Below are 23,984 nucleotides of genomic sequence, written 5' to 3'. Positions count from 1 at the left end.
TGCTGGATAATCTTGATCTGCAGGCCCGGATCCGACATGGCCTTCTGTCCTTCCCGGTGACACCTTTCGGGGCGGATGGCGATTTTGCGCCCCGTGCTTTCGCCGCCCATCTGGAATGGTTGTCGGCGCATCCGGTGGCGGGGCTGATCGTGGCCGGGGGCACGGGCGAGTTGTTCTCGCTCACCCAGGCCGAGGTGATTGAGGTGGTGCGCACCGCCAAGGCGGCGCAACCGGGCCAGCCGATCATTTCGGGCTGCGGCTATGGCACGCGCATGGCCTGCGAGATGGCGCAGGGGATCGAGGCGGCGGGGGGCGACGGCATCCTTTTGTTGCCGCATTATCTGATCGGCGCCGCCCCCGATGGGATCGAGGCGCATATCCGGACGGTGTGCCGCGCGACCCAGATGGCGGTGATCGTGTACAACCGCGGCCAGTCGCGGGTCTCGGCGCAGATGCTGGCGCGGTTGGCCGAAGACTGCCCCAATCTGATCGGCTTCAAGGATGGCACCGGCGATATCGACACCGTGCGCCGGGTGACGCTGATGCTGGGGGACCGGCTGAGCTATATTGGCGGGATGCCGACGCATGAGCTGTTCGCGCAGGCCTATCGCGGCGCGGGCATGCCCACCTATTCCTCGGCGGTCTTCAACTTTGTGCCCGCCACTGCGCTGACCTTCCACCGCGCCTTTCTGGCGGGCGATGATGCCACCTGCGAGCAATTGTTGCGCGATTTCTACTACCCTTTCGCTGAGATCCGGGACCGCAAAACCGGCTATGCCGTGTCGGCAGTGAAGGCGGGTGTCCGCCTGCGCGGCTTTGAGGCCGGGCCGGTGCGCAGTCCGTTGACCGATCTGACGGGGGAAGAGCTGGAGATGATGCAGGATCTGATGCGGGGGCGCAGCTGATGGTCCGGGTCGCGATGCTGGAGCATTTTGCGCCGGAGGTTCAGCCGCAATTGCGGGCGCTGGCCGGGGCGGATCTGGATCTGGTCTTCAGCGCCTCGGACCGGCTGGAGGACCGGGCGGCTGCGCTGCAACAGGCCGAATATGCGGTGGTGCGTGCGGTCAAGATGCCCGCCGAATTGCTGGAGGCGGCGCCGGGTTTGCGGATGATCCATCAATGGGGCACCGGGGTTGACGGTATCCCGGTGGCCGCCGCCCGGGCGCGCGGCATTGTGGTGGCGCGCAGCCCCGGGCGCAACGCGCCATCGGTGGCGGATCTCACGGTGGGGTTGATGCTTGCCTGCCTGCGGCGGATCTGCGTGGGCGATGCCCGCATTCGCGCCGGAGACTGGGCCGAGCCCGATCTCTATGACATCGGCCGTGACCTGTCAGAGGCGCGGGTGGGGCTGGTCGGCTATGGGGCGATTGCGCGGGCGGTTGAGGCGCGGCTGGCGGGTTTTGACTGTGTGGTGCTGCACAGCAGCCGCTCCTCTGGCCTGCCGCTGGAAGAGATGTTGGCGCAGGTCGATGTCGTCAGCCTGCATGCGCCGGCAACGGCGGACACGCGGCAGATGATCAACACCGCGCGCATCGCCGCGATGCGGCGCGGAACGGTTTTGATCAACACCGCACGTGGTGAGCTGGTCGATGAAACCGCCCTCGCGGCGGCGCTGCACAGCGGTCATATCGCTGCGGCGGGGCTGGATGCCTTTGCCGCCGAACCCTTGCCGCAGGATGCGCCGTTGCGAGCGGCGCCCAACACGGTGTTCTCGGCGCATTCGGGGGGCCGCACGCGCGAGAATTTCGCCCGGATCATCCGGCATTGGGCGGGAAACATCCGGGCGCATGCCGAAGGACGCGCGCTTGATCCGATGGATCTGGTCGATTGAGGTCTTTCAATGCCAGGCCAACCTGAGATAAATTGACAAGGTTGTAAGGCGAGGGGGGTGGCCATGGCGCAGGTGGTAATCATTGCGGACGATCTGACCGGTGCGTTGGACAGCGCTTGCGCGTTTGCGGTGCGGGGGCTGACAACGCGCGTCGCGCTGAGTCTGGCGGAATTCGCCGACGCTTTCGCAGATCGGCGGATTGACGTGCTCGCCTATCCCACTGGTACCCGCGAAGTGCCCGCTGCGACGGCGGCGCGGGATGTGTCGCAAGTTGTTGATTTAATGTCCGGATACTCAGGCATTCTGTTCAAAAAGATCGACAGTCGGCTGAAGGGGCATATTGCGGCCGAGCTTGCCTCCCTGCGCGCCGCATTTCCGCGACCAATACTGGCGGCGCCCGCAATTCCGGCGCAAGGGCGCATTGTGAAGGGGGGATATCTGCTGGGGGCAGGGGTCAGTGCTCCGATCCCCATCGCGCCGCGCTTGGGGTGTGACGCCATAATTCCGGATACTTCCAGCGACGAGTCGTTGGATGCTGTGCTGAACGCAGACCTTGCGGAAAATTTGTATGTTGGTGCAGCGGGTCTGAGCGCCGCTCTGGCGCGGCGCATGGCGCCGGAGGGACGGGCGCCGGAGTATGACCTTCCGCTGCCGGTGCTGATGGCCATCGGCTCACGCGATCCGCTGACCTTGGCGCAGATTGCGGCCGCGGAACTGCCGGTGGTCGCTGCACCAGATGGGGAAGTACCCCCGCTGATATCGGCCGCCCGGCATCTGGTTCAGGTGGTCCCCGGCGCGGGGGGCGGAACTTCCGCAGAGATCGGCCAGCGCTTTGCCGCTGGAATCGCACGGGAATTTTATCGTCTTGCACCGCAAAGCCTGTTGGCCTGCGGCGGAGAGACCGCGCTGGTGATCTTGCGGCACCTGGGGGTAGATGCGCTGGATTTGGTGGGCGAGGTCATGCCCGGCGTTCCGGTGGCCCGCTGCCCTGAGGGCGGGGCGCAGGCGGGGCTGACGGTTCTGGCGAAGTCCGGTGGTTTCGGCGGGCCGGATCTTCTGAAAAAGTTGCTGCAGGAATTTGACAAATATGCCGGGATCGGCGTAACAAGTTCCTGACAACGGCGGCAGGAGCATGCGATGAAGGATGAAAAGGCTAAGCCGCGGACCACCCTGGCGGATAAGGTCTACCACCTTCTGTTCACACGCATTTCCAATGGCGAGTATCCGGCGAACCAGAAGCTGCCACCCGAGAATTCCCTTTCGACCGAATTCGGCGTCTCGCGCCCGGTGCTGCGGGCCGCGATGGATCGGTTGCGCGAAGAGGGTTTGATCTATTCCCGGCAGGGGGCCGGCAGCTATGTCCGGATCGCGGTCAATGCGCCGGTTGGCTATGCGCGTGTGGAAACGCTGGCCGATATTCAACGCTGTTATGAGTTCAGGCTCACCCTGGAGTCCGAGGCGGCCAATCTTGCCGCCGACCGGCACAACGCCGCCGCCCTTGCCGAAATTGACCGGGCGCTGGATCTGCTGCGCGATGCCACGGGGTCGCTACAGCACCGCGAAGATGCTGATTTTGCTTTCCATATGGCGATCGCCAAGGCCTCGAACAACCAGTATTTCGAAGCCACGATGCGTGCCTTGCGTGACCATATCAATGTGGGGATGAAGCTGCACGGGCAGTCGTTGATGAATGATGGTGCGACCGGGCTGCAGGAAGTTCTGGCCGAGCATACGGCGATCCGTCTGGCAATTGCCGAAGGGCGAGGGGCCGATGCGGCCGCGCTGATGTGCGGCCATCTCGAGCATTCGCGCGACCGTTTGTTCGGCGGCGGGCTAATTGATCTGCGTATGCGAAAATAACAAGTTTATTACAACATATCAAATAACTTGACGATTGTCGGTTTTCCGGGCCCAATCCTGTTCAGGGATGGGGAGGATTCCATGACAGTTGATGACATTGCGGCGGCGATGACCGGGCGTTTGCAGGACGTGGCCGCGGGGCGGCAAGAGGCGTTTCTGCCCTCACCTGCCGTGCAGAACCACGCCGCCTTTCTCGCCGAAATGCCGGATGGCGCGGTGCTCTGCGCCTGGTTCGGGGGCTCGCTCGAGGGGAAGTCGGACATTGCCATTCGGGCCTGTGTGTTGCCGCAGGGTGCATCAGAATGGGGGCCTGTCTGCACGCTGAGCCACGACCCCGCGCATTCTGAGCAAAACCCGGTGATCTTCACCACGCCGACAGGTACGATCTGGCTGTTTCACACCGCGCAGCCTGCGGGAAATCAGGATGAGTGCCGGATCCGGATGGCTGAAGTGCAGCGCGATGGCGCGCAACTTGTGGCTGAGAAGGGCCGCTATCTGGACCTTCCGCGCGGGTGCTTTGTGCGGGCTCCACTGCAGGTTTTGGCCGATGGTCGCTGGCTGCTGCCGCTGTTCCGCTGCGTCTCACGGCCGGGTCAGAAGTGGACGGGCAGCCATGATGTCGCCGCCTTCGCGCTGAGTGAAGATTGTGGGGAGACTTGGGATTACAATGAGGTAGAGAATTCTGTCGGCTCCGTCCACATGTGTCCGGTTGCACTTGATGACGCGATGGCGGCCTTTTACCGGCGACGTCAGGCCGATCAGGTCCACCGCTCGGTTTCCCATGATGGCGGTGTGAGTTGGTCTGTGCCGCGAGCGACCGATGTGCCGAACAACAATTCCTCGGTGGCGGCCACGCGGTTGCGGGATGGCACGGTGGCCCTCATCTGCAATCCGGTCAATGCGGCCATGTCTGCTGCGCGCCGGGCATCGCTTTATGATGAACTGGGGGAAGAGGATGCGCGTCCGGATGCCGATCCGACCGGTGGTTGCGTGCCGATCTGGGGGGTGGAGCGGGCACCTGTGGCTTTGTGCCTTTCGCAAGACGGGGGCGAGAGTTTTCCCGAACGCTATCTCATCGAGGCGGGAAGCGGCCGCTGCCTGAGCAACAATTCACTCGATGGGATGAATGAAGAGCTGTCCTATCCTTGGCTGCTGGAGGCCCGGGACGGCACGTTGCATCTGGCCTATACGTTTCACCGCCGCGCGATCAAGCATGTGAAGCTGGCACCGGGCTGGCGGGCGCGGTTGCAAAAGTTGTAAAAAACGCCGCCCCAAGGGGCGGCGTTTTGGGCGGTTGGCCTTGGTTCAGCGCCGCCCGGCCGCCAGCTTCCCCGCGTAGTCGAGGGCAGAGAGCATGTTCACATGGTTGGCCTTGCCGGTGCCCGCGATGTCGAAGGCGGTGCCATGGTCGACCGAGGCGCGGTCAATCGGCAGGCCGAGCGAGACATTCACCGCACTGTCGAAGGCGATCAGCTTGATCGGGATATGTCCCTGGTCATGGTATTGTGCGACCACCAGATCGAAGTCACCGCGATGGGCGCGGTAATAGACGGTATCGGCGGAAATCGGGCCGCTGACCTCGATGCCCTCAGCGCGCGCCATGGCGACACCCGGCGCGATTTGCAGGTCATCCTCGCGGCCAAAGAGACCGTTTTCGCCGCAATGCGGGTTGATCCCGGCCACGGCGATCCGGGGCTTGGCGATCCCCATGCGCTGCAGGTGACGGTGGCCGACGCGGATGGTTTCGGCCACCCGTTCCGGTGTCGCGCGGGTGATTGCGTCGCGCAGCGCCACATGGGTCGAGACATGGATCACGTTCAGCGTTTGCGAGGCGAGCAGCATCCACGAGGCTTTGGAGCCGGTCAGATGCGCCAACATGCCGGTATGGCCGTCATAGTGGTGCCCGGCGGCATTCAGCGCCTCTTTGTTGATCGGTGCGGTGACGATGCCCGCCGCGTCGCCTGCCGTTGTCATCTCCACCGCCCGTTTGATGTATTGAAAGCTGGCCTCGCCGCAGGCGGGCGACAGCACGCCAAAGCGGCCCGGCAGGTCGGCAACCGGCACATGCACCACCCGCAGGGCGCCGGGCGTGGCCGTGTCACTCAGCGTCAGCGCGGCACCGGTGGCGGCAACCGCGCGCGCGAGGGTGGGTTGGTCGCCGATCACCGCATAGCGGGCGCGGTCCGCTTCGGGCAGCGAGGCGATGGCTTTGATCGTGACCTCGGCACCAACGCCGGAAGGGTCGCCCATGGTGATGACGATCGGTTTGTCGGACATGAAAGGTTCCTTCGGGGGAGAGGGGTCAAACGGGTGTGGGCAGCGCAATGGCGCGGGGCAGGGCTTCGGCGCGGAGCGCCGCGAAGATCCCATCATAAAGCGTGACGCCCTCGGTTTCAGCCGCCCGCATCCGTGCCAGCGCGGCCTGGCCGGGCAGACGCACCGGCGCTGCAGGGTCGCGCGGCGGCGAGGCGAGACAGGCCTCGCGCAGCCAGCCGGTTTGCCGGGTAAAGGCCGCCATGCCGCCAAAGGCTTCGGGGTCATAGACCGAGACGGTGATCGCGCAATTGGTGCCCTTTGGCGCATCGGCGCGGCCATAGCCCGCGAGGCCCTGCGTCAGCGCCTCGACGCTGAGCGCCATGCCATAGCCCTTTTGCCCGTGATCGAGCCCGCCAGTGGGCAACAGCGATCCGCCGTTGCCAATCACTTTGGGGTCATTCGTCAATGTCCCGTCCGCATTCATCAGCCAGTCGCGTTCGAAATTGCGCCCTTCACGGACAAGGCGCGCGGCCATATTGGCGGTGGTGATCGAGGCGGAAATGTCGATCAGGATCGGCTCCCCCGGGGTGGGAATGCCCCAAGCCACCGGATCCGGGGTAAAGACCCCGCGCAACCCGCCAAAGGGCGCGACCTGCTGCCCCGAGGGCGAGGAAGAGGCGATGGAGACGAGAAATCCCCGGTCTGTCGCCAGATGCAGATAGGTGGCGAGCGCGCCGTTGTGATGGCTGTTGGCCACGCTCACGGTGGCGGTGCCGGTGGTTTCGGCCCGGGCCACGGCGGCGCGCACCGCTTCGGCGGTCAGCCAGGCGCCGGGCAGGCGGCGGCCGTTCCAGGCAATGGCGGCGCCTTTGTCGCGGACCACCTCCACCCCGCCCTCGCGCGCGACGATGCCCGCGCGGATATGCTCGAGATACCACGGCAAGAGCGCCAGCCCATGGGTCGAATGCCCCGTCATGTCGGCGGCAACCAGATAGCGGGCGGTGGTGCGGGCCTTGTCGGCCTCAATCCCCGCCTCGGTCAGCAGCGCATGGGCGAGGGTGCGCAATTCATCGGCGGCATAGCGCATCAGAGATCCTTTGCGTTCAGGCAGCGCGCGGGCATCCGGCCCGCCTGCAATGTGGCAATATCCTCCACCACCATCAGCCCCATGTTCTCCACCGCTTCGCGGGTGTCCGCGCCGGAATGCGGCATGAAAATCGCGCGCGGATGGCTGAAAATCGGATGGGAGGTGTTGGGCGGCTCGGTGACATAGGCGTCAATGGCGGCCCCGCCGAGGCGGCCTGCGGTCAGTGCCTCTGCCACGGCATCCAGATCCACCACTTCCCCGCGCGCCAGATTCATCAGGCAGGCGGTGGGTTTCATCAAGGCCAGCTTGCGCGCATCAATCAGCGCCGCATTATCCGCCCCGCCAAACACATGCAGTGAGACATAATCGGCCTCGGCCAGCAGGGCCTCGAGCGGCATGATCTCGACCTGCCATTCTTTCGCAAAGGCGGCATCGGCATGAGGGTCGCTGGCCACGACCCGCATTCCCAGCCCGCGTGCAAGCCGCGCGAGCCTGCGCCCGATGTTGCCCAGCCCGACGATGCCCAGCACCTTGCCGCCGAGCTGCGTGCCAACCTGCCGCGCCCAGCCGCCCGAAACAACCGAGGCATGCCCCGCCGCCATGTTCCGCGCGAGGCCGAACATGAACCCCACCGCCAGTTCGGCCACCGCATCGGCATTGGCGCCGGGGGTGTTGGTGACGGGCAGGCCCGCCGCCGTGCAGGCCGGGATGTCGATGTTGTCAACGCCAACCCCATGCTTGAGCACGGCCTTCAGGTTCTTGCCCTGCGCCAGGGTCCCGGCGGTGACGGCGACCAGCCCCACGACGAGGTAATCCGCGCGGGCGATTTCGGCGCTCACACCGCCATCGGGCAGGCTGGTGTCGGTGCAGCGCACCAATTCCCAGCCGTTCTGCGCGATCGCTTCGGCCACGCGGCCGAATTTGCCAAAGCCGGGCGAGGTGGTGAGAATGACGGTCATCAGATCAGCTCATATTTGCGCAAGATGTCCTGGATGGCCGCATCTTGCGCCGCATCGGGCAGCAGGGCGGGCTGGCGGCTGAGGCCGACAGAAGGGTCCATCTGGAAGAGCGCGCGTTTGACCAGCGCAGGCGGAAAACCCAGCGCATAGAGATCTTTGCGCAGGCCCGAGAAGATATCTTGGGCCGCAGTCGCAGCTGCGCTGTCGCTCTTGTTGAAGCCGCTGAGGATCGCGGCCAGCACTTTTGGCGCGACATTGCCGAGGCCCGAGATCACCCCGGCGCAGCCCTGTTCAAGACCCCATTGGACGAGATGATCGGGCGCGCAATAGACCTCAAAATTGCCTTCGGACTGCGCGACATCCAGGTATTCACGCACGGTTTCGGTGCTGCCACCGGAATCCTTGATCCCGGCGATGTTCGGGTGGCGGGCCAGAATGCGGGCGGTTTCGGGCTCGATGTGGTTCTGGGTTCGGGCTGGGATGTCATAGAGATAGACCGGGGTTTTCACCGCATCGGCGATGGTGGTGAAATGCCGGATCAGCCCCTCCTGCGTGCAGGCGATGAAATAGGGGGTGATGACGGCAATCCCGGCAAGGCCCATTTTGTCAAAGGCTTGTGCCAGTTGCAGCGTCTCGAATGTGGCGGGGCATCCGGCGTTGACGATCACCTTCACCCGGCCCGCCACTTCATCCATCACGGCTTCGGTCAGCGCGATCTTCTCGCCATGCGTCAGCGCCGAGAAATCGCCGTTGGTGCCGCAGCACATGATGTTGTTGCCCGCCTCGACCTGACGGCGGACCTGCGCGCGGGTGGCTTCGAAATTGATCGTCTCATCGACGTTGAAACAGGTGACGAGGGCGACATAGGCGGAACGGGATGCGGTCATGGCGTTTTGTCCAGGCTGGTGGCCGGTGCAGCTTTGCGTGCACGGGCGGAGGAAAAGGCGGGCCAGAGCACGGAGAGCAGCGAAAGGCCCAAAAAGAGAAGCGTGATCGGCCCCGAAACGAAAGCCAGCAGATCATCGCCGGTTTGCAACAGGCCCCGGCGCAGGTTCGCCTCCAGCATCGGCCCGAGGATCAGCGCGATGCAGAGTGCGGCCTGACTGAAGCCAAATTTCTGCATGCCCCAGCCCAGCACGCCGAACCCCACCATCGTGTAAAGATCGACCGGGTTGAGATTGATTGCAAAGGAGCCGATGAAGCAGAAAATGACGATGGAGGCGGTCAGCATGCGTCGTGGCACCATCAGGATTTTCGAAAAAACCGGGATGAGGAGCATGCCAAAGATGAACATGAAGAAGGTGGCGATGAAAGTGCCGCCGAAAATGCCCACGACCACGTCGGGATTGGTCTGAAACAGCAGCGGTCCGGGGGCGAGGCCCTGGATCATCAGGCCCCCCATCAGCACAGCGGTGACGACATCGCCGGGAATGCCCAGCGCCAGCAGCGGGATCAGCGCGGCGGCGCAGACGGCATTGTTGGCGCTTTCGGTGGCGGCAATGCCCGGGGCATAGCCGGTGCCGAATTTCTCGGGCGTTTTTGACGAACGCCGCGCTTCATTATAGGCGATCCAGCTCGCGGTGCCTGAGCCTGTGCCCGGAATGATGCCGATGATCGTACCGATGATGCTGCCCCGCACGAGAGCATTGCGGCTTTCGCGCATGTCTTTCCAGCCGGGCCAGCGTCCGGTTACCCGCATGGGCGGCGCATCGCCGCGTGCCATGTTTTCCATCTGGGTGAACACTTCGGATAGGGCAAAGAGGCCGATCAGCGCTGGGGTGAAGGCAAAGCCCGAGGCAAAGCCCGACACCCCGAATGTATAGCGCAACACACCTGAAATGGGATCGGCGCCGACGCAGGCGATCAGGATGCCAAGCATGCCCGAGATGGCGCCTTTGAGAATGTCACCGGAGAGCGAGGCGATAATGGTCAGCCCGAACAACGCGAGGGCAAAATATTCCGGTGCGCCGAATTCCAGCGCGATGCCCGCCAGCTGCGGCGCCAGCGTCGCCAGAACGATGGCCGCGAAGAGCCCGCCGATGGTGGAGGCGATGGTGGCCATCCCCAGCGCTTTGCCCGCCTCGCCACGCCGCGCCATCGGGTAGCCGTCGAGCACGGTGGCGGCGGAGGCGGGGGTGCCGGGGGTGCGCAGCAAGATCGCGCTGACGCAGCCGCCATAGATGCCGCCAATGTAAATGCCGATCAGCATGTTCAGGCCCATCACCGGCGTCATGCCAAAGGTGAGCGGGATCAGGAGCGCCACGCCCATGGTGGCGGTCAGCCCCGGCAGCGCGCCGATGATCAGCCCGCCGAGGGTGCCCAGGGCAATGGCGCCGAGCACGGTCGGATCCAGCAATGGAAGGAGATAGCTGAGCATATGCGTGGTGGTCCGTCAAAAAGAGAGCGGGCGCGCGCGGGATCCCGCGCGCGGCCGGGTTCAGTTGTTCATGTTCAGCATGCCGAGATCGGTGATGACGGCTTTCGCCATCTCGCTGTCCTTGCGGGCGCGCGCCTCATAGGCGGCCGGGTCTTCATAGGTGACGAACTCGCCCATCTCGTCCATCTTGGCCCGGAACTCCGGATCCTCGACCGCGGCTTTCAGCCCGGCGGTCAGCACTGCCAGATCGGCCTCGGGGATGCCCTTCGGCGCGATCAGGCCTTTCCAGGACGACCAGGTGAAATCGACGCCTTTTTCCACCGCCGTGGGGGTGTCAGGGAACAGATCGATCCGCTCGGGCTCCATCACGAACAACGGCGTCATCTGGCCTGCCTCGGCGGCGGCTTTCGCTTCGGCGGGTGAGGCGACCATGGCCTGAATATGGCCGCCGATGCAGGCGGTCCGTGCCTCGGACGAGCCGCCAAAGGGAATGGATTCAATGCTGATCCCGGCGGCCTTGGCAAAAGCTTCGGCCGAGATGTGGTTCGCGCCGCCCGCGCCGGAATTGCCAATCTGCGGCTTGTTGTCCTTGGCATAGGTGATGAAGCTGTCGTAATCGGTGAAGGGGGCGTCTTTGCACGCGACCAGCAGTTGCAGGTTGCGCCCGAACAGGCCGACGAATTGCACATCATCCAATTGGTAATCGGTGCCGCCCAGATGCGGCAACAGCGCCAGCGGCCCCTGGGCGCCAGTGCCGATCGTGTATCCGTCGGGCCGCGCATGCACCGCCGCCGAGGTGCCGATGGCACCGCCGCCGCCCGGTTGGTTGCGTACGATCACGGTGGCGCCGCTCATGCTGCGCTGCAGGGCTTCGGCCAGAATGCGCACCGAAAGATCGGTGCCGCCGCCTGCCGAATAGGGCACGATGATCTGCACCGGGCGCACGGGAAAATCGGCTGCCAGTGCCGGGGTGGCACAGGCGAGAACAGCTGCGGCAATTGCCTGAATTTTCATGTCTTTTCCTCCTCAAGAAATAGGGCGATCAGGGCAGCCAGACCTTTAGGGCCTGGGTGAACCCCAGATAGACGGCGCCGGTCATCGCGATCGGGAACAGCACCAGCACCTTTCGGTTTCGCTCCCCAAAGAGCCATAGGGCGGCGATGAAGACCGCGACGGTCGAGATCAGATAGCCCACCGGCATGAAGGCCGCCGCATAGGCCACGAAGACCAGAGCCAGAAGTCCCATCCGGCGCAAAGTGGCGCCATCCGGCATCTCGATCTGCAGGTCAGAATTTCGCTTCCATGCCCGCAGGATCATCCAGACGGACAGCACCGCGACGGCGGCAATCATGATCCAGGGCAAAAAGGCGGGTCCGGCAAGCGAACTGCCGCCGCGCGAGGGGATCTTCAGGCTGCGCCAGGCCGCAAAGCCGCAAAAAACCAGAAGGGCGGCCCCGATGACAATATCGCTTCGCTTTTGTCCGACCTGCTGCATCTGTGGCTACCCCTCCATGTCCTTCGTCCTCCCGAAGGCATGCCGCAAGATGCGGCGGGGGTGAAAACATGTCAATAGAATTTCTTAACGCTGCACAATTGCCCTCTGCGTGTTGGGCTTGGTTAATCTGGGTTGAGGATGAGGTTTTTCAAAATTTCATTATATAAAACAGATATTTATTGGTTAATCTTGCCGCCTTCATTCGGATTTGTTTGTACTGTCGGGGCGGTGCATGAGGGTCATGTCTCATTTATTACCAGTTGACAAATTTTTGAAGCGATGGGCATTTTGGAGGGAATCGTGGGCAGGAACGCTGCCTCGCCCGGGCTCCTGTGGCCGCCACCAACGCGGAATGCTCCGCAATCTAGGAAGTGACATGTTGAACCTCACCCAGCCCCTCGAGATGCTGCGTCCGCCCGTTCTGCGCTTTGGGGTGGGCACGCTGTCCGAACTCGCCCCCTGGGTGGCGGCGCAGGGCTATCGGCGCCCCTTTGTCGTGGCGGATGCGGTGAATGCGGGCCGCCTGGCGCAGTTGGGGCTGAGCGTGACGGGATGCTTCGGCGATGTGGTGCCTGAACCTGACGTGCCAAATCTGGAGCAGGCCGTGGCGGCGGCAGAGCGGGCAGGGGCCGATTGTATCCTGGGGTTCGGCGGCGGCTCGGCAATGGATCTGGCCAAACTCGTTGCGGTCATGGTGGGGCAGGGGGTGACCCTTGGCGAGATTTCCGGTCCGCACCGCGCGCCCGCGCGCCGGGTGGGGCTGGTACAGATTCCCACAACCGCCGGGACGGGATCGGAGGTGGGCACCCGGGCGCTGATCACCGATCCGCGAACGCGCTCAAAAATCGCAACGGAAAGCCGGCACATGCTGGCGGATCTGGCGATCATCGACCCGGCGCTCACCTATTCGGTTCCGGCCTTTGTGACGGCGGCAACCGGGGTGGATGCCATGGCGCATTGCGTTGAGGCCTATACGTCGCGCCGGGCGCATCCGATCATCGATTCCTACGCGCTTCAGGGGATTGAACTGGTGGGGAAATACCTCAAACGGGCCGTCGAAGATGGCTCGGATGCCGAAGCGCGGGCCGGGCTGGCGCTGGCGGCGTTTTATGGTGGCGTTTGTCTCGGGCCGGTGAATACAACGGCGGGCCATGCGGTGGCCTACCCGCTGGGCACGCGGCACAAACTGGCGCATGGCATCGCCAATGCCCTGATTTTCCCGCATGTTCTGGCCGTGAATGCGCCCGCGCAGCCCGAGAAGACCGCACTGATTTGTCAGGCGCTGGGATTTGATCATGGCGCGCCGGATCTGGTTTTGGCGGGAGCGCGGGCTTTTTGTGAAGCCTTGGGGCTGGACATGCGGTTGCGCGCGCATGCCGTGCCCGAGGATGATCTGCCCGCGATGGCGCAGGAGGCGCATCAGATCCGCCGTTTGCTGGATTGGAACCCGGTCGACCTGTCGGTGCGCGATATTGAGGCGCTCTATCGGGCGGCCTATTGAGAGAGGGCGGCACCTTCGGGGCCGCCCAAGCCATCACCCGGATATTGTTGGCCCGATCCTACCGCGCGCCCCAGGTATCGCTCAGCCGGTAGCCCTCGGGCCAGGGGTCGGAGGGGTCGAGCATGTGCTGATGGATGCCGGTCACCCAGCCACGGCCAGAGATTTCCGGCAGGATGGCCGGGTGATCGCCCACCGTCGTCGTGCCCAAAATCCGCCCGGTGAAGGTGGAGCCGATCAGCGAGACGGTGGTCAGCCTGTCGCCCACCCCCATCTGCCCGCGCGCATGCAGGACCGCCATCCGGGCGGAGAGGGCGGTGCCGGTGGGCGAGCGGTCGACCTTGCCCGGCTGGATCGCCACCGCGGCACCGGCGCGCAGCCCCTCGGGACCGTGGCTCACCGGACCGGCAAAAAGGCAGAAGGAGAAATGCCGCCAATCGGGGTTGGTCGGATGGGTGAAACCCAAAGCCTCCGTCGCGGCATTGGTGATCTTCACCCCGAGTTTCGCGATGTCATGCGCCTCATCGGCGGTCAGCGAAAAGCCAAGCGCCTGCGCGTCGACACAGACGAAACTGTCGCCGCCATAGGCGGTGTCGACGGTCAGCGTGCCGAGGCCCTCCACCTCCAAAGGCGCATCGAGGCGGGCGGCGAAACTCGGCAGGTTTTGCACGAAAATCCGCTCGGCCTTGCCATTGCGGCATTCGGCGCGCACCCGCACCAGCCCGCCGGGGGCCTCCAGCACCATATGGGTTTCCGGCTCCTGCATCGGGATGATGCCGCCATCCAGGAGCACCGTCGAGACGCAGATCGAGTTTGAGCCCGACATCGGCGGCGTGTCTTCCGGCTCCATGATGATAAAGGCGGCATCGGCCTCGGGGTGCTTCGGCGGCACCAGAAGGTTCACATGCCGGAAGACGCCGCCGCGCGGCTCGTTCAGCACGAAATTCCGCAGGCTCTGGTCGCGGGCGATCCAGCGGCTTTGCTCCCAGAGGGTGTCACCGGGCGGCGGGGCAACGCCGCCCACGATGACATCGCCCACCTCGCCCTCGGCATGGGCGGAAATGACATGGATGGTCTTGGAAGAACGCATGGTTGGTTTCCTCAGCGGGTCCAAAGGGGCGGTTGCGCGGGCGCGCGGCCGGTGCGGGCGGCCTCGGCGCAATCGGCGAGCGCGCCGAAGCGCAGGGCACGGCCGCTGAGACCGGGGCCGTAATGCGCATATTTGCCGGAATTGGTCATCAGCGCTCGGGTTTGCGGCGGAAACACCGGCTCGGAGATCGAGCACCAGCAGAGGTCGGGCAACACCTGCACACCCGCCGCCAGCAGCCGTGCCAATGTGCCATCGGCCTCAGCCATGGCGATGACCTGATGCCCGGCGGTGATGATCACCTTGACCTCCGGGTGGCAGGGCGCATCGCCAAGGGCCGCGGCAAAGTCCCGGCATTCACTGTGCGAGAAATGCGGGCTGCCAAGCGCCACCAGCTCGACCGTTTCCGGCCCGGTGTTCAGCATCGCCCATCCGGCGGCGAAATCGGCGCGGGTGATCCGGGCGCTATCCGCTTCCGGATGCGCGGCGCCCTCCGCCTCGGGTGTCACCCCCGCCACATGCAGCATCGGCGCGGCGGAGGTGGTGCCAAAGGCGGCGCAGAGCGCCTTCAGATCATCGCGGCTGGGGTTCGTGTTTTCCAACCCGGTCAGGAGCGGAATCCGGTCCGGCGAGGCACGGCCCGCGAGGTAGCCGAGCAGTGGCCAGAAGCTGTCATCCGCGCCCTCGGGCCGCTCCACCGCGATCACCCGGCGTGCCTTGCGTTCGGCGTCGAGATAGACGCCCGAAAGGGGCGCGCGCCCGGTCAGCGCGATGAAAAGGTCAAGGAAATCCGGATGCTTGGCGGTGCGGGCGGCCAATACCGTATTGGCAAAGATCACCGCATTCGATTCCGCCCAGGCGATGGTCTCGCCCTGCTTGGGCGCGGTGTCGAGCAGATAGGGCGCGCAGGTGAAGCTTGGCTGGCAGCCCATGCGGACATAGGCATCGGCCAGCCGTGCCGCCGGGCCACCAAAGAGCTGCGGCACGCCCTGTGCCTGCCAGTTGCTGCGGTCGACCGAAATCGCGTTCATCGTGGTCGGCACGCAGACGCGTGCGCCCATCTCGGCCATCTTCTCGGCAAAGGTCAAGTTGGCGGGGCTCGCATAGATGCAGCCGTCGATATGGCCCTGGCTCACATCAATCAGCTGCGTTGCCCCTTGGTTGGCGGCCAGCGTGCAGATGATCCGCATTGCCTGTTGCAAGGCCACACCGCGCTCGCCTGCCAGCATCGCCTGATCGGCATCGCTGAGCGTGAGCGGCGTGGCGGTTTGCGCGGCGAAGGGCAGATGCATATCGCCCGCCGCGATCCCGGTCTCCGAAATCCGCGCCTCCGGCTCTGCCGCCAGTGCGGCAAAGGCCTCGGGCGTGAGACGCACCACCGGCAGCACCTTGCCGAACATCTCGGCGGCGATCAGCGCGCCCAAGGTCACCACATCCTCGGCATCCGAGAAGACCAGCGCCGCCGGGCCGCGCCCTGTCAGCGCCAGATCAAGGATGACGCCCGAGCCGGTGCAGGAGCCGCGGGTGGTCGGCATCATCAGGATGGCGCCGGTCAGCACGCGGCCATGCAGCGGGTGATGCGCGTCGATCACCGCGCCGGTGGCGGGGTCAATTCCGCCCCAGAAGCTCAGCGCCTCGGTGCTGGCGATGATCGGGCCATGGGCGCTGCCGCCCTGAATGGAAAGGGCGGTCATCGGCATCATTTCACCACAAAGCCATGCGCGAACGGATCGCGGTCATCAATGAAAATGGTGTTCAGCCCGGTCATCCGTGCCCATCCGGCGATGGAGGGGATGATCGCAGGCTTACCCGCCACGGTGGTTGCCGCCTCGACCCGGCCTTTGAAGAGCGAGCCGATGATGCTTTCATGCACGAATTCATCGCCGACGCTCAGCTTGCCCTTGGCCGCCAGCTGCGCCATCCGCGCCGAGGTGCCGGTGCCGCAGGGCGATCGGTCAATCGCCTTGTCGCCGTAAAAGACGGCGTTGCGGGCATGGGCGCCCTCGACCGTGGGCGCGCCGGTCCATTGGATATGGCTGAGGCCATTGATCGCCGGATGTTCGGGGTGGATGAACTCGTATTTCGCATTCAGCGCCGCGCGCAGTTTCGGCGAAAAGCCGATCAGCTCCCCGGCGGTGAAATCGGCCATGTCGCGGAAGTTCTTCTGCGGCTCGACAATCGCGTAGAAATTGCCGCCATAGGCCACATCGACGACAATCTCGCCCAGACCCTCGACCTCGGCACTCAGCCCCTCCGAATGCAAGAACCCCGGCACGTTGGTCAGGCGAACTTCCTCCACAAAGCGACCCTCTTGGCGATAGGTGATGTCCACCTTGCCCGCGGGCGCGTCGATCGAGAGCTTGCCCGGCTCGCGCGGGGTGATCAGGCCGTTCTCGATCGCCATGGTGATGGTGCCGATGGTGCCATGGCCGCACATCGGCAGGCAACCGGAGGTCTCGATGAACAGCACCGCCACATCGCAATCGGGGCGGGTGGAGGGATAGAGGATCGAGCCCGACATCATGTCATGGCCGCGCGGCTCAAACATCAGGCCGGTGCGGATCCAGTCAAACTCGCGCAGGAAATGTGCGCGCTTTTCCAGCATATTGGCCCCTTCAAGCCGGGGCCCGCCGCCGGAGACAAGGCGCACCGGATTGCCGCAGGTATGGCCGTCGATGCAGGAGAAGGTGTGGTTGGCCATGGTCAGAACCTTTGCGGCGAGAAGGGGGTGAGGTCAAAGCCGGCGCTGCGGTCGGTCAGAAGATCAGCGACCAGACGCGCGGTGCCGGCGGATTGGGTCAGGCCCAGATGGCCGTGACCGAAAGCATAGATCACCCGCGCACTGCCGCTTGCGCGGCCAATCGCGGGCAGGCTGTCGGGCAGCGAGGGACGAAAGCCCATCCACTGCACGCCCCCGGTGGGTTTCAGCCCGGGCAGGAAAGCCTGCGCCTTTGTCAGCATCGCCTCCGAGCGTTTGAAATTCGGCGGCAGTTTCAGCCCGCCAAGTTCCACCGCGCCGCCGACGCGGATGCCGGTCGACAGGCGCGACACGACAAAACCATGGCCGCCAAAGGTCACCTGCATCCGCAGATCGAAGGCATCTGTCGGCAGGGTGGTGTTATAGCCGCGCTCAGTCTCCAGCGGGATCTTGTCGCCGAGGCCCCGCGCCAGCAAATGCGAGAAGGCACCCGCGGCCAGTACGACTTGCTCCGCCATCTGCGGCCCCTGCGCGGTCTGCACCAGAACGCCGCCCTCTTGCGGCTGCAGGCCGGTGACTTCGGCGGTCAGCAGCGTGCCGCCTTGCGCGGTGAATTTTTCAGCCAGCGCAAGGGTATAGAGCTTGGGATCGGCAATCGAATACCAGCCGGGAGTAAAGGTGCCATGCGTGAAACGCGGCGCCAGACCCGGTTGCAGATCGGCCATTTCACGGGCGGTCAGATGGTGAAACTCGATCCCGTGATCGGCGCGGGCCTGCCAGCCGGGCAGCGAGGCCTGCAGCTCGGCGGCGCTTTCATAGACCTGCAGCGCGCCGTTCTTTTGCAGCATCGGCAGGGTGCCGCTGGCGGCCAGAAACGGCTCCAACTCGGCCTTGGACAGGTCCATCAGTGCGGTTTGCGCCCGGGTGGAATGGTCCACCCGGGAGGGCGCGCAGGCACGCCAGAAGCGGAACATCCAGGGCGCGATCTGCAGCGCATAAGAGGGTGGCACCGATAATGGCCCCAATGGGTCCAGCAGCCATTTCGGTGCCTTGCGCAGGATCCCCGGCGAGGCCAGCGGCAGAATGTCGGTAAAGGCAAAGGCCCCCGCATTCCCCGCCGATGCCCCCGCCGCGGGTCCTTCGCGGTCGATCACGCAGACGGACAGCCCGCGCGCCTGTGCGGCCAGCGCCGCCGAGAGGCCGACAACGCCCGCCCCGACGACGATCACCTGAGCCTGTGCCATCAGCGCACGCTCGACAGGAATTTTTGTGTCTCAGGATGCTGCGGCGCGCCGAACAGCTGCTCGGGCGTGCCGATCTCGGCCATGACACCCTGATGGAAGAAGGCGACGCGGTCCGAGACATCGCGGGCAAAGCCCATCTCATGGGTGACGCAGATCATCGTCATCCCCTCTTCCGCCAGCATCTTCAGCGTGTCGAGCACCTCGCCCACCAGCTGCGGGTCCAGCGCCGAGGTCACCTCATCGAACAGCATGTATTCCGGCGCCATCGCCAGCGCGCGGGCAATCGCCATCCGCTGTTGCTGACCACCCGACAGGCGCGAGGGATAGACGGAGAGCTTCTCGCCAAGGCCGACATGGGTCAGCTGCTTCACGGCCATCGCTTCGGCCTCATCCTTGGCCATGCCCTTGACCTTGCGCGGGGCCAGCATGACGTTTTCCAGCACGGTCAGATGCGGAAAGGCATTCCATTGCTGAAACACGATGCCGATTTTCTGACGCAGCGTGTTGAGGTCGGTCGATTTGGCATGCACCTCAGTGCCGTCGATTTTGATGCGGCCGGAATCGATGGGCTCTAACCCGTTGATGCAGGTCAGCAGCGTCGATTTCCCCGAGCCGGAGCCACCGATGATGGTCACCACCTCGCCCTTGCTGACGGTCAGGTCGATCCCCTTCAGCACTTCCAGCGGGCCAAAGGATTTGCGGACGTTTTCGATCTCAATCATGGGGTGACCACCGTCTTTCAAGATACCCGCCAAGACGGGCGATGGGGAAGCTGAGGAGGAAGTAGATCAAGCCGCAGATCAGCAGGATGAACAATGGTTCCTGCAAGCGGGTGACGAGGGTCTGCGAGGCTTTCAGAAGCTCGGTCAGGCCGAGCCAGAGCACCAGCGCAGAATCCTTCATCACGCCCAAGGTCAGGCCGATCCAGGCTGGCAGCGAGACGCGGGTGGCCAAGGGCGCCACGATATAGCGCATGTCCTGGCCCCAGGTCATGCCGAGCGAGCGGGCGGCGCGCCGGGTGGTGCCGGGCACCGCATCAATGCCGCCGCGCACAATCTCGGTGCAATAGGCGGCGGTGTAGAGCGAGAGCACCACGCAGGAGGTGGTGAACGGGCCCCAGCCGAATTTGGCAATCGCCTGAAAGGCATTGGCCAGCACCAGCTGGATCAGCAAGGGCACCGAGCGGAAGACATCCAGCACGAAGGTCAGCGGGATTGCCCAGTAAGGGCCGATCTGATTGCGCAGGACGCCAAAGAAGATTCCCATCACAGTGCCCGCCGCAACCGAAACCCCGGTGACGGCCAGCGTCATCCCGGCGCCTTTGGCGAGGAACATCAGGTCATTGAGGGTCAGGGCAGTGTCAAACATCTCTCATCCCCTCAATAGCGGAACATGCGCCAGGCAATCGCCCGGGCTGCCAGCGTGACGGCTTTGGTCATCACATAGAAAATGACCGCGGCCAGTGCGAAGAACTCAAAGGTACGGAACGAGCGCGCGTTCAGCTCTTGCGTGATGCCGGCCAGATCCATGTTCATGCCGACGGTGACGCCAAGCGAGGTCATCAGGATCGCCCAGACCATCTGGTTGGTCATCGGCAGAAACGCCACGCGCAGCATTTGCGGCACGACGATCATCCGGAAGGCTTGCAGCGGGGTCATGCCCAGCGAGCGGGCGGCGCGGGTTTGCGTCTCGGGAATGGCTTTCAACGCGCCGCGGAAGTTTTCCGAAAGGTAGCCCGCGTTGTTAAAGGCAATCCCGGCCAGAAGCGCGGTGTAGGGGCTGAGGTGGATGCCAAAGCTGCCCAGCCCGAAATGCGCCATATAGATCTGAAACAGCGCGGGGGTGTTGCGGGCGACTTCGACCCAGGTATTGCCGAAGCCGCGCAAGATGCGGCTGTCAGAGCGGCGGAACAGGGTCAGTACCATCGCGCAGGCCAGACCGATAACCATCGAGAGCACCGCGATCTGCAAGGTGACGAGCGCGCCATCCAGCATGCGGGGCAGGGCCTTGAACGCTTGTGCCCAGTGGAAAGTATAATTCAACATTGCCGTCTCACTTCACGAGAAGAGAAGGGCGGCGCGGGTAAACCCCGCACCGCCACACGACTTCCGGATCAGCGATAGACGCCGCCGACGGTCAGGTCCGGCAGATCGCCGCCAACCCATTTCGCATAAAGCTCGGCATAGCGGCCGGTGCGGACCTGCTGGTTCACAAAGAGGTTGAGATAGTTGATCAGGCCATATTCCTCGCGCAGCGTGAAAAGCGCGACATAGTCGGTGTCGAACGGTGCTTTGCCGACGACCGAGACGCCCGGGAAATTGCCGGTCTGGATGTTGGCCTGTGCCACGGTCGAGGTGGAGACGGTGGCATCGAGCTGGCCCTGGCTGAGGGCCAGGAACACGTCAGCCTGCGTCTGGTAGGGGCGGAATTCGCCCTCGCCCCAGGCTTTGACCTGCTCTTCCAGCGCGATGGCTTCAAAGGTGCCTGCAGTGGCGCCGACGGTCTTGCCCTTCATGCTCTCAAACGAGGTGATGCCCGACTTTTCATTGGCGCTGACGGCCATTTCAAAGGCGAAATAGGGGATCGACATGCCCACGGTTTTCGCCCGTTCCAGCGTGTCCGAGGTCGAGGCGACACCCACGTCGACGCGGCCCGACATCAGGGCGGGAATGCGCTCGGGGAAGGGCGTCTCGACGATTTCGGCCTCAACGCCCAGGGCGGCGGCCAGATCGTTGCAATAGTCGACGTCAAAGCCGATCGGCTTGTTGTCGGCATCGCGCGAGCCCATGGGCGGGAAGTCCAGCACCACGGCGCAGCGCAGCGTGCCCGAGGAGATGATGTCGTCCAGCTTGTCGGCATGGGCGGCGGTGGCAAGCGCGGTGGTGGCCAAAAGACCGGCGGCGAAGAGTGATGATTTCATCTTATTGCTCCCTGTTTTGCTGAAGTCGATTCAGTCGATGTGGCAATATTCCCGGTTGCAAGGCGTAAAGCAAATTCAAAATACAGCTAGTATACAAAAATTATTTTTAACTCCGGCGGGCGCAAAATATCCTATAATCGACCAAAATTATGGCAAGTTTGGTCTTTTCGACTGTTTGCGCAGCTCAGGCGGGCGGGAAAGGGCGGTGGAATTTCAGGCTGGAACCGCGTTCGGCGCGCCGTGTTGACGCACGAATCAACCCGACCGTTTCGGGCCCTGCCGAGGCAGGTTCCGGCGTCGCTAGATCTACGTTCTGCCGCCGAATCGGCCTACCGGCAAAGGCCCGGCACAGCAGCAAAATAGGCGCCGGATCCCGATGAAATCGGTGCCAATATCCCGGCTGATCCCGCAATCGGACTTTGCATTCTGGCTATTTGTATACTTACTGTGTGCAGATTGCAACCCGGGGGCGTGTCCCCCTCACGACATCGAGGAAACATGCCGCTGACATCTCCGCTCCCGCTCACCGATCTGGCCCACCGCATCGAGGCGATTTTTCGCAAGGGCGGTCTGAATGCCGTGCAGGCCGGGGCATTGGCCCGGGTGGTGGCGGCAGGCGAGCGTGACGCCTGCAAATCGCATGGGATTTACCGGATTGAGGGCTGCCTGCGCACGATCAAGGCGGGCAAGGTGGTCGCGACCGCCGAGCCGGTTTTGGTCGAGCAGCCGGGCTCCGCGATCATCCGGATCGATGCGCAGGGCGGCTTTGCCAATCCGGCGTTTGAGCTGGGCCTGCCGCATCTGGTGGCACGGGCGCGAGAGCTGGGCTTTGCCGCGATGGTGATCAACGATTGCGTGCATTTCTCGGCGCTCTGGCCGGAGGTTGAGGCGCTGACCGCCGAAGGCCTTGCGGGGCTGGTGATGTGCCCGAGCTATGCTTCGGTGGCGCCCACGGGTGGCAAGGAGCCGCTGTTGGGCACAAACCCCATCGCCTTTGGCTGGCCGCGGGCCGATGCTTCGCCCTATGTCTTTGATTTTGCGACTTCGGTCGCGGCGCGGGGTGAAATTGAACTCCACCGCCGCGCGGGCAAACCGCTGCCCGAAGGCTGGGCGCTGGATGCCGAAGGGCAGCCGACCACCGATCCGGTGGCGGCGCTGGCGGGGGCGATGCTGCCCTTTGGTGGCCATAAGGGTTCGGCCATTGGCACGATGGTGGAGCTGCTCGCCGGGGTGATGATCGGCGATCTGACCAGCCCGGAGGCGCTGGCCGAGCTGGGCACGACGGCGCTGGCGCCCAAACATGGCGAGCTGATCCTGGCCTTCAGCCCGGAGCATTTCGCCAAAGGCCGTGCAGGCGATCCGCTGGCGCGGGCCGAGGTTCTGTTCGAGGCGATTGTCGGGCAGGGCGCGCGTCTGCCTTCGCAACGCCGCTTCGCCGCGCGCGCGGTATCAGAGCGGGACGGGGTCAGCCTGAATGCGGCCGAACTGGAGCAGCTGGACCGGCTGCTTGCAGGCGGGCTCGATGCGGTCGAATGGCCTTGAGCCACTAAACCTCGTGAAACGACAAAAGGCCCTCTCTTACGAGAGGGCCTTGGCTTTTGCGGCGGGCCGGATCAGGCTTTGTATTTGGCCACGGCGCCCGGCAGTTGGCTCCAGGTCGCATACCAGCTGTTGAACAGCTTGAACTGCGCCTCGACATAGCCGCGCTGGCTGTCCGACAGTGCGTCGGTTTCGTTGAAATGCAGCGTGTATTCGGCGTCGCCCTTCAGCACCATCATATGCTTGAAATAGAGCACCAGATCCGCGCCTTCGTCGAAGGAGGAGAGCACGGCCAGCGCCGCCTCCAGCTCCAGCGCGCGGGCGCGGGCTTCGACATCTCCGGCAGCCGCCGCTTGCGACAGGGCACACATGTGCAGCACTTCTTTCGGCAGCACATTGCCGATGCCGGTGATGGCACCGGTGGCGCCGCAGTTCACGAAACCGTGGAACACCGCGGTATCGACGCCGATCATCAGCGTGACATCATCATCGCGGCTGGTGATGTTCTCGGCCGCATAGCGCATGTCCGCCGGGCCGCCGAATTCCTTGAAGCCCATGAGGTTCGGATGCTCGGCACGCAGCGCGAAGAACAGATCGGCGCGGGTGGCAAAGCCGTAATAGGGGCTGTTGTAGATCACCGCAGGCAGATCCGGCGCGGCGGCCAGAACCGCTTTGAAATGCGCCCGTTGCGCCGCAATCGAAGAGCCGCGCGACAGCACCCGCGGGATCACCATCAGGCCATGCGCGCCGACCTTTTGCGCATGCGCCGCATGGGCCACGGCGGTGGCGCTGTTCACCGCACCGGTGCCAACGATCACCTTGACGCCCGCCTGCACCAGACGCTCCACGCCCTCCATCCGCTGCGCATCCGTCAGGAGCGGCCAGTCGCCCATCGAGCCGCAATAGACCACGGCGGACATGCCCGCCGCGACCAGTTCCTGCCCCTTGCGCACCAGCGCATCGAAATCCGGGCTGCGGTCGGCTTTGCAAGGGGTCATCAGCGCCGGAATGACGCCGGAAAAAATCTGGGCCTTCATCAGGATCTCCATTGTGCCTGTCGGTGTGGGCCGGGGTCAGAACACAGATGCAGCGCCCGACTCCCGTCTGAGCCAAGATATGCCACTTTGCATTTT

At 64.4% G+C, this 23,984-nt stretch carries 23 protein-coding genes; 7 read left to right on the top strand and 16 right to left on the bottom strand.

Annotation, left to right across the window (positions count from 1 at the left end; translation table 11 throughout):
- Window positions 1–2: 2 nt before the first annotated feature.
- The 5 genes from ACEN2S_RS04730 (at window position 3) to ACEN2S_RS04710 (ending at window position 4,951) form a co-directional block, all read left to right on the top strand.
- Window positions 3–905, top strand: a complete 903-nt coding sequence (locus ACEN2S_RS04730; RefSeq protein WP_441863798.1) for a 5-dehydro-4-deoxyglucarate dehydratase — start codon at window positions 3–5, stop codon at window positions 903–905.
- Window positions 905–1,831, top strand: a complete 927-nt coding sequence (locus ACEN2S_RS04725; RefSeq protein ID WP_441863063.1) for an NAD(P)-dependent oxidoreductase — start codon at window positions 905–907, stop codon at window positions 1,829–1,831. The genes ACEN2S_RS04730 and ACEN2S_RS04725 overlap by 1 nt, the downstream gene beginning before the upstream one ends.
- A gap of 63 nt (window positions 1,832–1,894) precedes the next feature.
- Entirely contained in the window at window positions 1,895–2,947 is a 1,053-nt protein-coding gene (locus ACEN2S_RS04720) for a four-carbon acid sugar kinase family protein (protein WP_441863060.1), read from the top strand.
- Between the two features lie 21 nt (window positions 2,948–2,968).
- Window positions 2,969–3,691 carry a FadR/GntR family transcriptional regulator gene (locus ACEN2S_RS04715; RefSeq protein ID WP_441863057.1) on the top strand — a complete coding sequence of 241 codons (723 nt, stop codon included), beginning with the start codon at window positions 2,969–2,971 and terminating at the stop codon, window positions 3,689–3,691.
- An 81-nt stretch (window positions 3,692–3,772) separates the two neighbouring features.
- On the top strand, window positions 3,773–4,951 hold the full coding sequence (locus tag ACEN2S_RS04710) for a sialidase family protein (RefSeq protein ID WP_441863054.1): 1,179 nt from the start codon (window positions 3,773–3,775) through the stop codon (window positions 4,949–4,951).
- 45 nt (window positions 4,952–4,996) lie between these two features.
- Here the strand turns inward: ACEN2S_RS04710 and pdxA are convergent, their stop codons facing one another.
- The 7 genes from pdxA to ACEN2S_RS04675 are packed head-to-tail and all read right to left on the bottom strand — an operon-like array spanning window position 4,997 to window position 11,865.
- A complete protein-coding gene (pdxA, locus tag ACEN2S_RS04705) occupies window positions 4,997–5,968 on the bottom strand; it encodes a 4-hydroxythreonine-4-phosphate dehydrogenase PdxA (protein ID WP_441863051.1) in 972 nt (323 codons plus the stop codon).
- Between the two features lie 25 nt (window positions 5,969–5,993).
- Complete coding sequence (locus ACEN2S_RS04700; protein ID WP_441863048.1) at window positions 5,994–7,034, bottom strand: Ldh family oxidoreductase; 1,041 nt, start codon at window positions 7,032–7,034, stop codon at window positions 5,994–5,996.
- Window positions 7,034–7,993 carry a phosphoglycerate dehydrogenase gene (locus tag ACEN2S_RS04695; RefSeq protein WP_441863045.1) on the bottom strand — a complete coding sequence of 320 codons (960 nt, stop codon included), beginning with the start codon at window positions 7,991–7,993 and terminating at the stop codon, window positions 7,034–7,036. Before ACEN2S_RS04695 ends, ACEN2S_RS04700 begins: the two co-directional genes overlap by 1 nt.
- Window positions 7,993–8,880: a dihydrodipicolinate synthase family protein gene (locus ACEN2S_RS04690; RefSeq protein ID WP_441863042.1), complete on the bottom strand. Its 888-nt coding sequence runs from the start codon at window positions 8,878–8,880 to the stop codon at window positions 7,993–7,995. The genes ACEN2S_RS04695 and ACEN2S_RS04690 overlap by 1 nt, the downstream gene beginning before the upstream one ends.
- On the bottom strand, window positions 8,877–10,370 hold the full coding sequence (locus ACEN2S_RS04685; protein ID WP_441863040.1) for a tripartite tricarboxylate transporter permease: 1,494 nt from the start codon (window positions 10,368–10,370) through the stop codon (window positions 8,877–8,879). Before ACEN2S_RS04685 ends, ACEN2S_RS04690 begins: the two co-directional genes overlap by 4 nt.
- 60 nt (window positions 10,371–10,430) lie before the next feature.
- Window positions 10,431–11,384 carry a Bug family tripartite tricarboxylate transporter substrate binding protein gene (locus tag ACEN2S_RS04680; protein WP_441863037.1) on the bottom strand — a complete coding sequence of 318 codons (954 nt, stop codon included), beginning with the start codon at window positions 11,382–11,384 and terminating at the stop codon, window positions 10,431–10,433.
- Window positions 11,385–11,412: 28 nt separating this feature from the next.
- Window positions 11,413–11,865 (bottom strand): tripartite tricarboxylate transporter TctB family protein, encoded by a 453-nt coding sequence (locus ACEN2S_RS04675; protein WP_441863035.1) that lies wholly within the window; start codon window positions 11,863–11,865, stop codon window positions 11,413–11,415.
- Between the two features lie 376 nt (window positions 11,866–12,241).
- On the opposite strand from ACEN2S_RS04675, the gene ACEN2S_RS04670 reads away from it, so the two are divergent.
- Entirely contained in the window at window positions 12,242–13,366 is a 1,125-nt protein-coding gene (locus ACEN2S_RS04670) for an iron-containing alcohol dehydrogenase (protein WP_441863033.1), read from the top strand.
- A gap of 58 nt (window positions 13,367–13,424) precedes the next feature.
- Here the strand turns inward: ACEN2S_RS04670 and ACEN2S_RS04665 are convergent, their stop codons facing one another.
- From ACEN2S_RS04665 to ACEN2S_RS04630, 8 genes are all read right to left on the bottom strand, one after another.
- Window positions 13,425–14,453, bottom strand: a complete 1,029-nt coding sequence (locus ACEN2S_RS04665; protein WP_441863031.1) for a trans-3-hydroxy-L-proline dehydratase — start codon at window positions 14,451–14,453, stop codon at window positions 13,425–13,427.
- Window positions 14,454–14,464: 11 nt separating this feature from the next.
- Window positions 14,465–16,144: a cis-3-hydroxy-L-proline dehydratase gene (gene lhpI, locus ACEN2S_RS04660; protein WP_441863029.1), complete on the bottom strand. Its 1,680-nt coding sequence runs from the start codon at window positions 16,142–16,144 to the stop codon at window positions 14,465–14,467.
- 5 nt (window positions 16,145–16,149) lie between these two features.
- Window positions 16,150–17,151 carry a 4-hydroxyproline epimerase gene (locus ACEN2S_RS04655; protein WP_441863027.1) on the bottom strand — a complete coding sequence of 334 codons (1,002 nt, stop codon included), beginning with the start codon at window positions 17,149–17,151 and terminating at the stop codon, window positions 16,150–16,152.
- Between the two features lie 2 nt (window positions 17,152–17,153).
- A complete protein-coding gene (locus ACEN2S_RS04650; RefSeq protein WP_441863025.1) occupies window positions 17,154–18,392 on the bottom strand; it encodes an NAD(P)/FAD-dependent oxidoreductase in 1,239 nt (412 codons plus the stop codon).
- The gene (locus ACEN2S_RS04645; RefSeq protein ID WP_441863023.1) at window positions 18,392–19,114 is read right to left on the bottom strand and encodes an amino acid ABC transporter ATP-binding protein; all 723 of its coding nucleotides are present in this window, start codon (window positions 19,112–19,114) and stop codon (window positions 18,392–18,394) included. The genes ACEN2S_RS04650 and ACEN2S_RS04645 overlap by 1 nt, the downstream gene beginning before the upstream one ends.
- Entirely contained in the window at window positions 19,107–19,760 is a 654-nt protein-coding gene (locus ACEN2S_RS04640) for an amino acid ABC transporter permease (protein ID WP_441863021.1), read from the bottom strand. The genes ACEN2S_RS04645 and ACEN2S_RS04640 overlap by 8 nt, the downstream gene beginning before the upstream one ends.
- 11 nt (window positions 19,761–19,771) lie before the next feature.
- The gene (locus ACEN2S_RS04635; protein WP_441863019.1) at window positions 19,772–20,437 is read right to left on the bottom strand and encodes an amino acid ABC transporter permease; all 666 of its coding nucleotides are present in this window, start codon (window positions 20,435–20,437) and stop codon (window positions 19,772–19,774) included.
- Window positions 20,438–20,505: 68 nt separating this feature from the next.
- Window positions 20,506–21,312, bottom strand: a complete 807-nt coding sequence (locus ACEN2S_RS04630; protein WP_441863017.1) for an ABC transporter substrate-binding protein — start codon at window positions 21,310–21,312, stop codon at window positions 20,506–20,508.
- A 498-nt stretch (window positions 21,313–21,810) separates the two neighbouring features.
- Between ACEN2S_RS04630 and ACEN2S_RS04625 the strand changes: the two genes are divergently transcribed.
- Window positions 21,811–22,854, top strand: coding sequence for an Ldh family oxidoreductase (locus ACEN2S_RS04625; RefSeq protein WP_441863014.1), 1,044 nt, complete (start codon window positions 21,811–21,813; stop codon window positions 22,852–22,854).
- Window positions 22,855–22,925: 71 nt separating this feature from the next.
- Here the strand turns inward: ACEN2S_RS04625 and ACEN2S_RS04620 are convergent, their stop codons facing one another.
- Window positions 22,926–23,888 carry a dihydrodipicolinate synthase family protein gene (locus ACEN2S_RS04620; protein WP_441863012.1) on the bottom strand — a complete coding sequence of 321 codons (963 nt, stop codon included), beginning with the start codon at window positions 23,886–23,888 and terminating at the stop codon, window positions 22,926–22,928.
- Window positions 23,889–23,984 lie beyond the last annotated feature (96 nt).

Source organism: Phaeovulum sp. W22_SRMD_FR3, assembly GCF_052113705.1.
Taxonomy (GTDB): Bacteria; Pseudomonadota; Alphaproteobacteria; order Rhodobacterales; family Rhodobacteraceae; genus JBGQOG01.
This window is presented reverse-complemented; position numbering and strand designations above follow the sequence as displayed.

Bases quoted from the DNA above. Each gene is read 5' to 3' on its own strand.
- ACEN2S_RS04680 (WP_441863037.1), bottom strand. From the start codon at position 11,384: ATGAAAATTCAGGCAATTGCCGCAGCTGTTCTCGCCTGTGCCACCCCG.
- ACEN2S_RS04655 (WP_441863027.1), bottom strand. From the start codon at position 17,151: ATGGCCAACCACACCTTCTCCTGCATCGACGGCCATACCTGCGGCAAT.
- ACEN2S_RS04715 (WP_441863057.1), top strand. From the start codon at position 2,969: ATGAAGGATGAAAAGGCTAAGCCGCGGACCACCCTGGCGGATAAGGTC.
- pdxA (WP_441863051.1), bottom strand. From the start codon at position 5,968: ATGTCCGACAAACCGATCGTCATCACCATGGGCGACCCTTCCGGCGTT.
- ACEN2S_RS04670 (WP_441863033.1), top strand. From the start codon at position 12,242: ATGTTGAACCTCACCCAGCCCCTCGAGATGCTGCGTCCGCCCGTTCTG.
- lhpI (WP_441863029.1), bottom strand. From the start codon at position 16,144: ATGACCGCCCTTTCCATTCAGGGCGGCAGCGCCCATGGCCCGATCATC.
- ACEN2S_RS04620 (WP_441863012.1), bottom strand. From the start codon at position 23,888: ATGAAGGCCCAGATTTTTTCCGGCGTCATTCCGGCGCTGATGACCCCT.
- ACEN2S_RS04665 (WP_441863031.1), bottom strand. From the start codon at position 14,453: ATGCGTTCTTCCAAGACCATCCATGTCATTTCCGCCCATGCCGAGGGC.
- ACEN2S_RS04630 (WP_441863017.1), bottom strand. From the start codon at position 21,312: ATGAAATCATCACTCTTCGCCGCCGGTCTTTTGGCCACCACCGCGCTT.
- ACEN2S_RS04690 (WP_441863042.1), bottom strand. From the start codon at position 8,880: ATGACCGCATCCCGTTCCGCCTATGTCGCCCTCGTCACCTGTTTCAAC.
- ACEN2S_RS04710 (WP_441863054.1), top strand. From the start codon at position 3,773: ATGACAGTTGATGACATTGCGGCGGCGATGACCGGGCGTTTGCAGGAC.
- ACEN2S_RS04650 (WP_441863025.1), bottom strand. From the start codon at position 18,392: ATGGCACAGGCTCAGGTGATCGTCGTCGGGGCGGGCGTTGTCGGCCTC.
- ACEN2S_RS04645 (WP_441863023.1), bottom strand. From the start codon at position 19,114: ATGATTGAGATCGAAAACGTCCGCAAATCCTTTGGCCCGCTGGAAGTG.
- ACEN2S_RS04635 (WP_441863019.1), bottom strand. From the start codon at position 20,437: ATGTTGAATTATACTTTCCACTGGGCACAAGCGTTCAAGGCCCTGCCC.
- ACEN2S_RS04625 (WP_441863014.1), top strand. From the start codon at position 21,811: ATGCCGCTGACATCTCCGCTCCCGCTCACCGATCTGGCCCACCGCATC.
- ACEN2S_RS04695 (WP_441863045.1), bottom strand. From the start codon at position 7,993: ATGACCGTCATTCTCACCACCTCGCCCGGCTTTGGCAAATTCGGCCGC.
- ACEN2S_RS04725 (WP_441863063.1), top strand. From the start codon at position 905: ATGGTCCGGGTCGCGATGCTGGAGCATTTTGCGCCGGAGGTTCAGCCG.
- ACEN2S_RS04685 (WP_441863040.1), bottom strand. From the start codon at position 10,370: ATGCTCAGCTATCTCCTTCCATTGCTGGATCCGACCGTGCTCGGCGCC.
- ACEN2S_RS04640 (WP_441863021.1), bottom strand. From the start codon at position 19,760: ATGTTTGACACTGCCCTGACCCTCAATGACCTGATGTTCCTCGCCAAA.
- ACEN2S_RS04720 (WP_441863060.1), top strand. From the start codon at position 1,895: ATGGCGCAGGTGGTAATCATTGCGGACGATCTGACCGGTGCGTTGGAC.
- ACEN2S_RS04675 (WP_441863035.1), bottom strand. From the start codon at position 11,865: ATGCAGCAGGTCGGACAAAAGCGAAGCGATATTGTCATCGGGGCCGCC.
- ACEN2S_RS04700 (WP_441863048.1), bottom strand. From the start codon at position 7,034: ATGCGCTATGCCGCCGATGAATTGCGCACCCTCGCCCATGCGCTGCTG.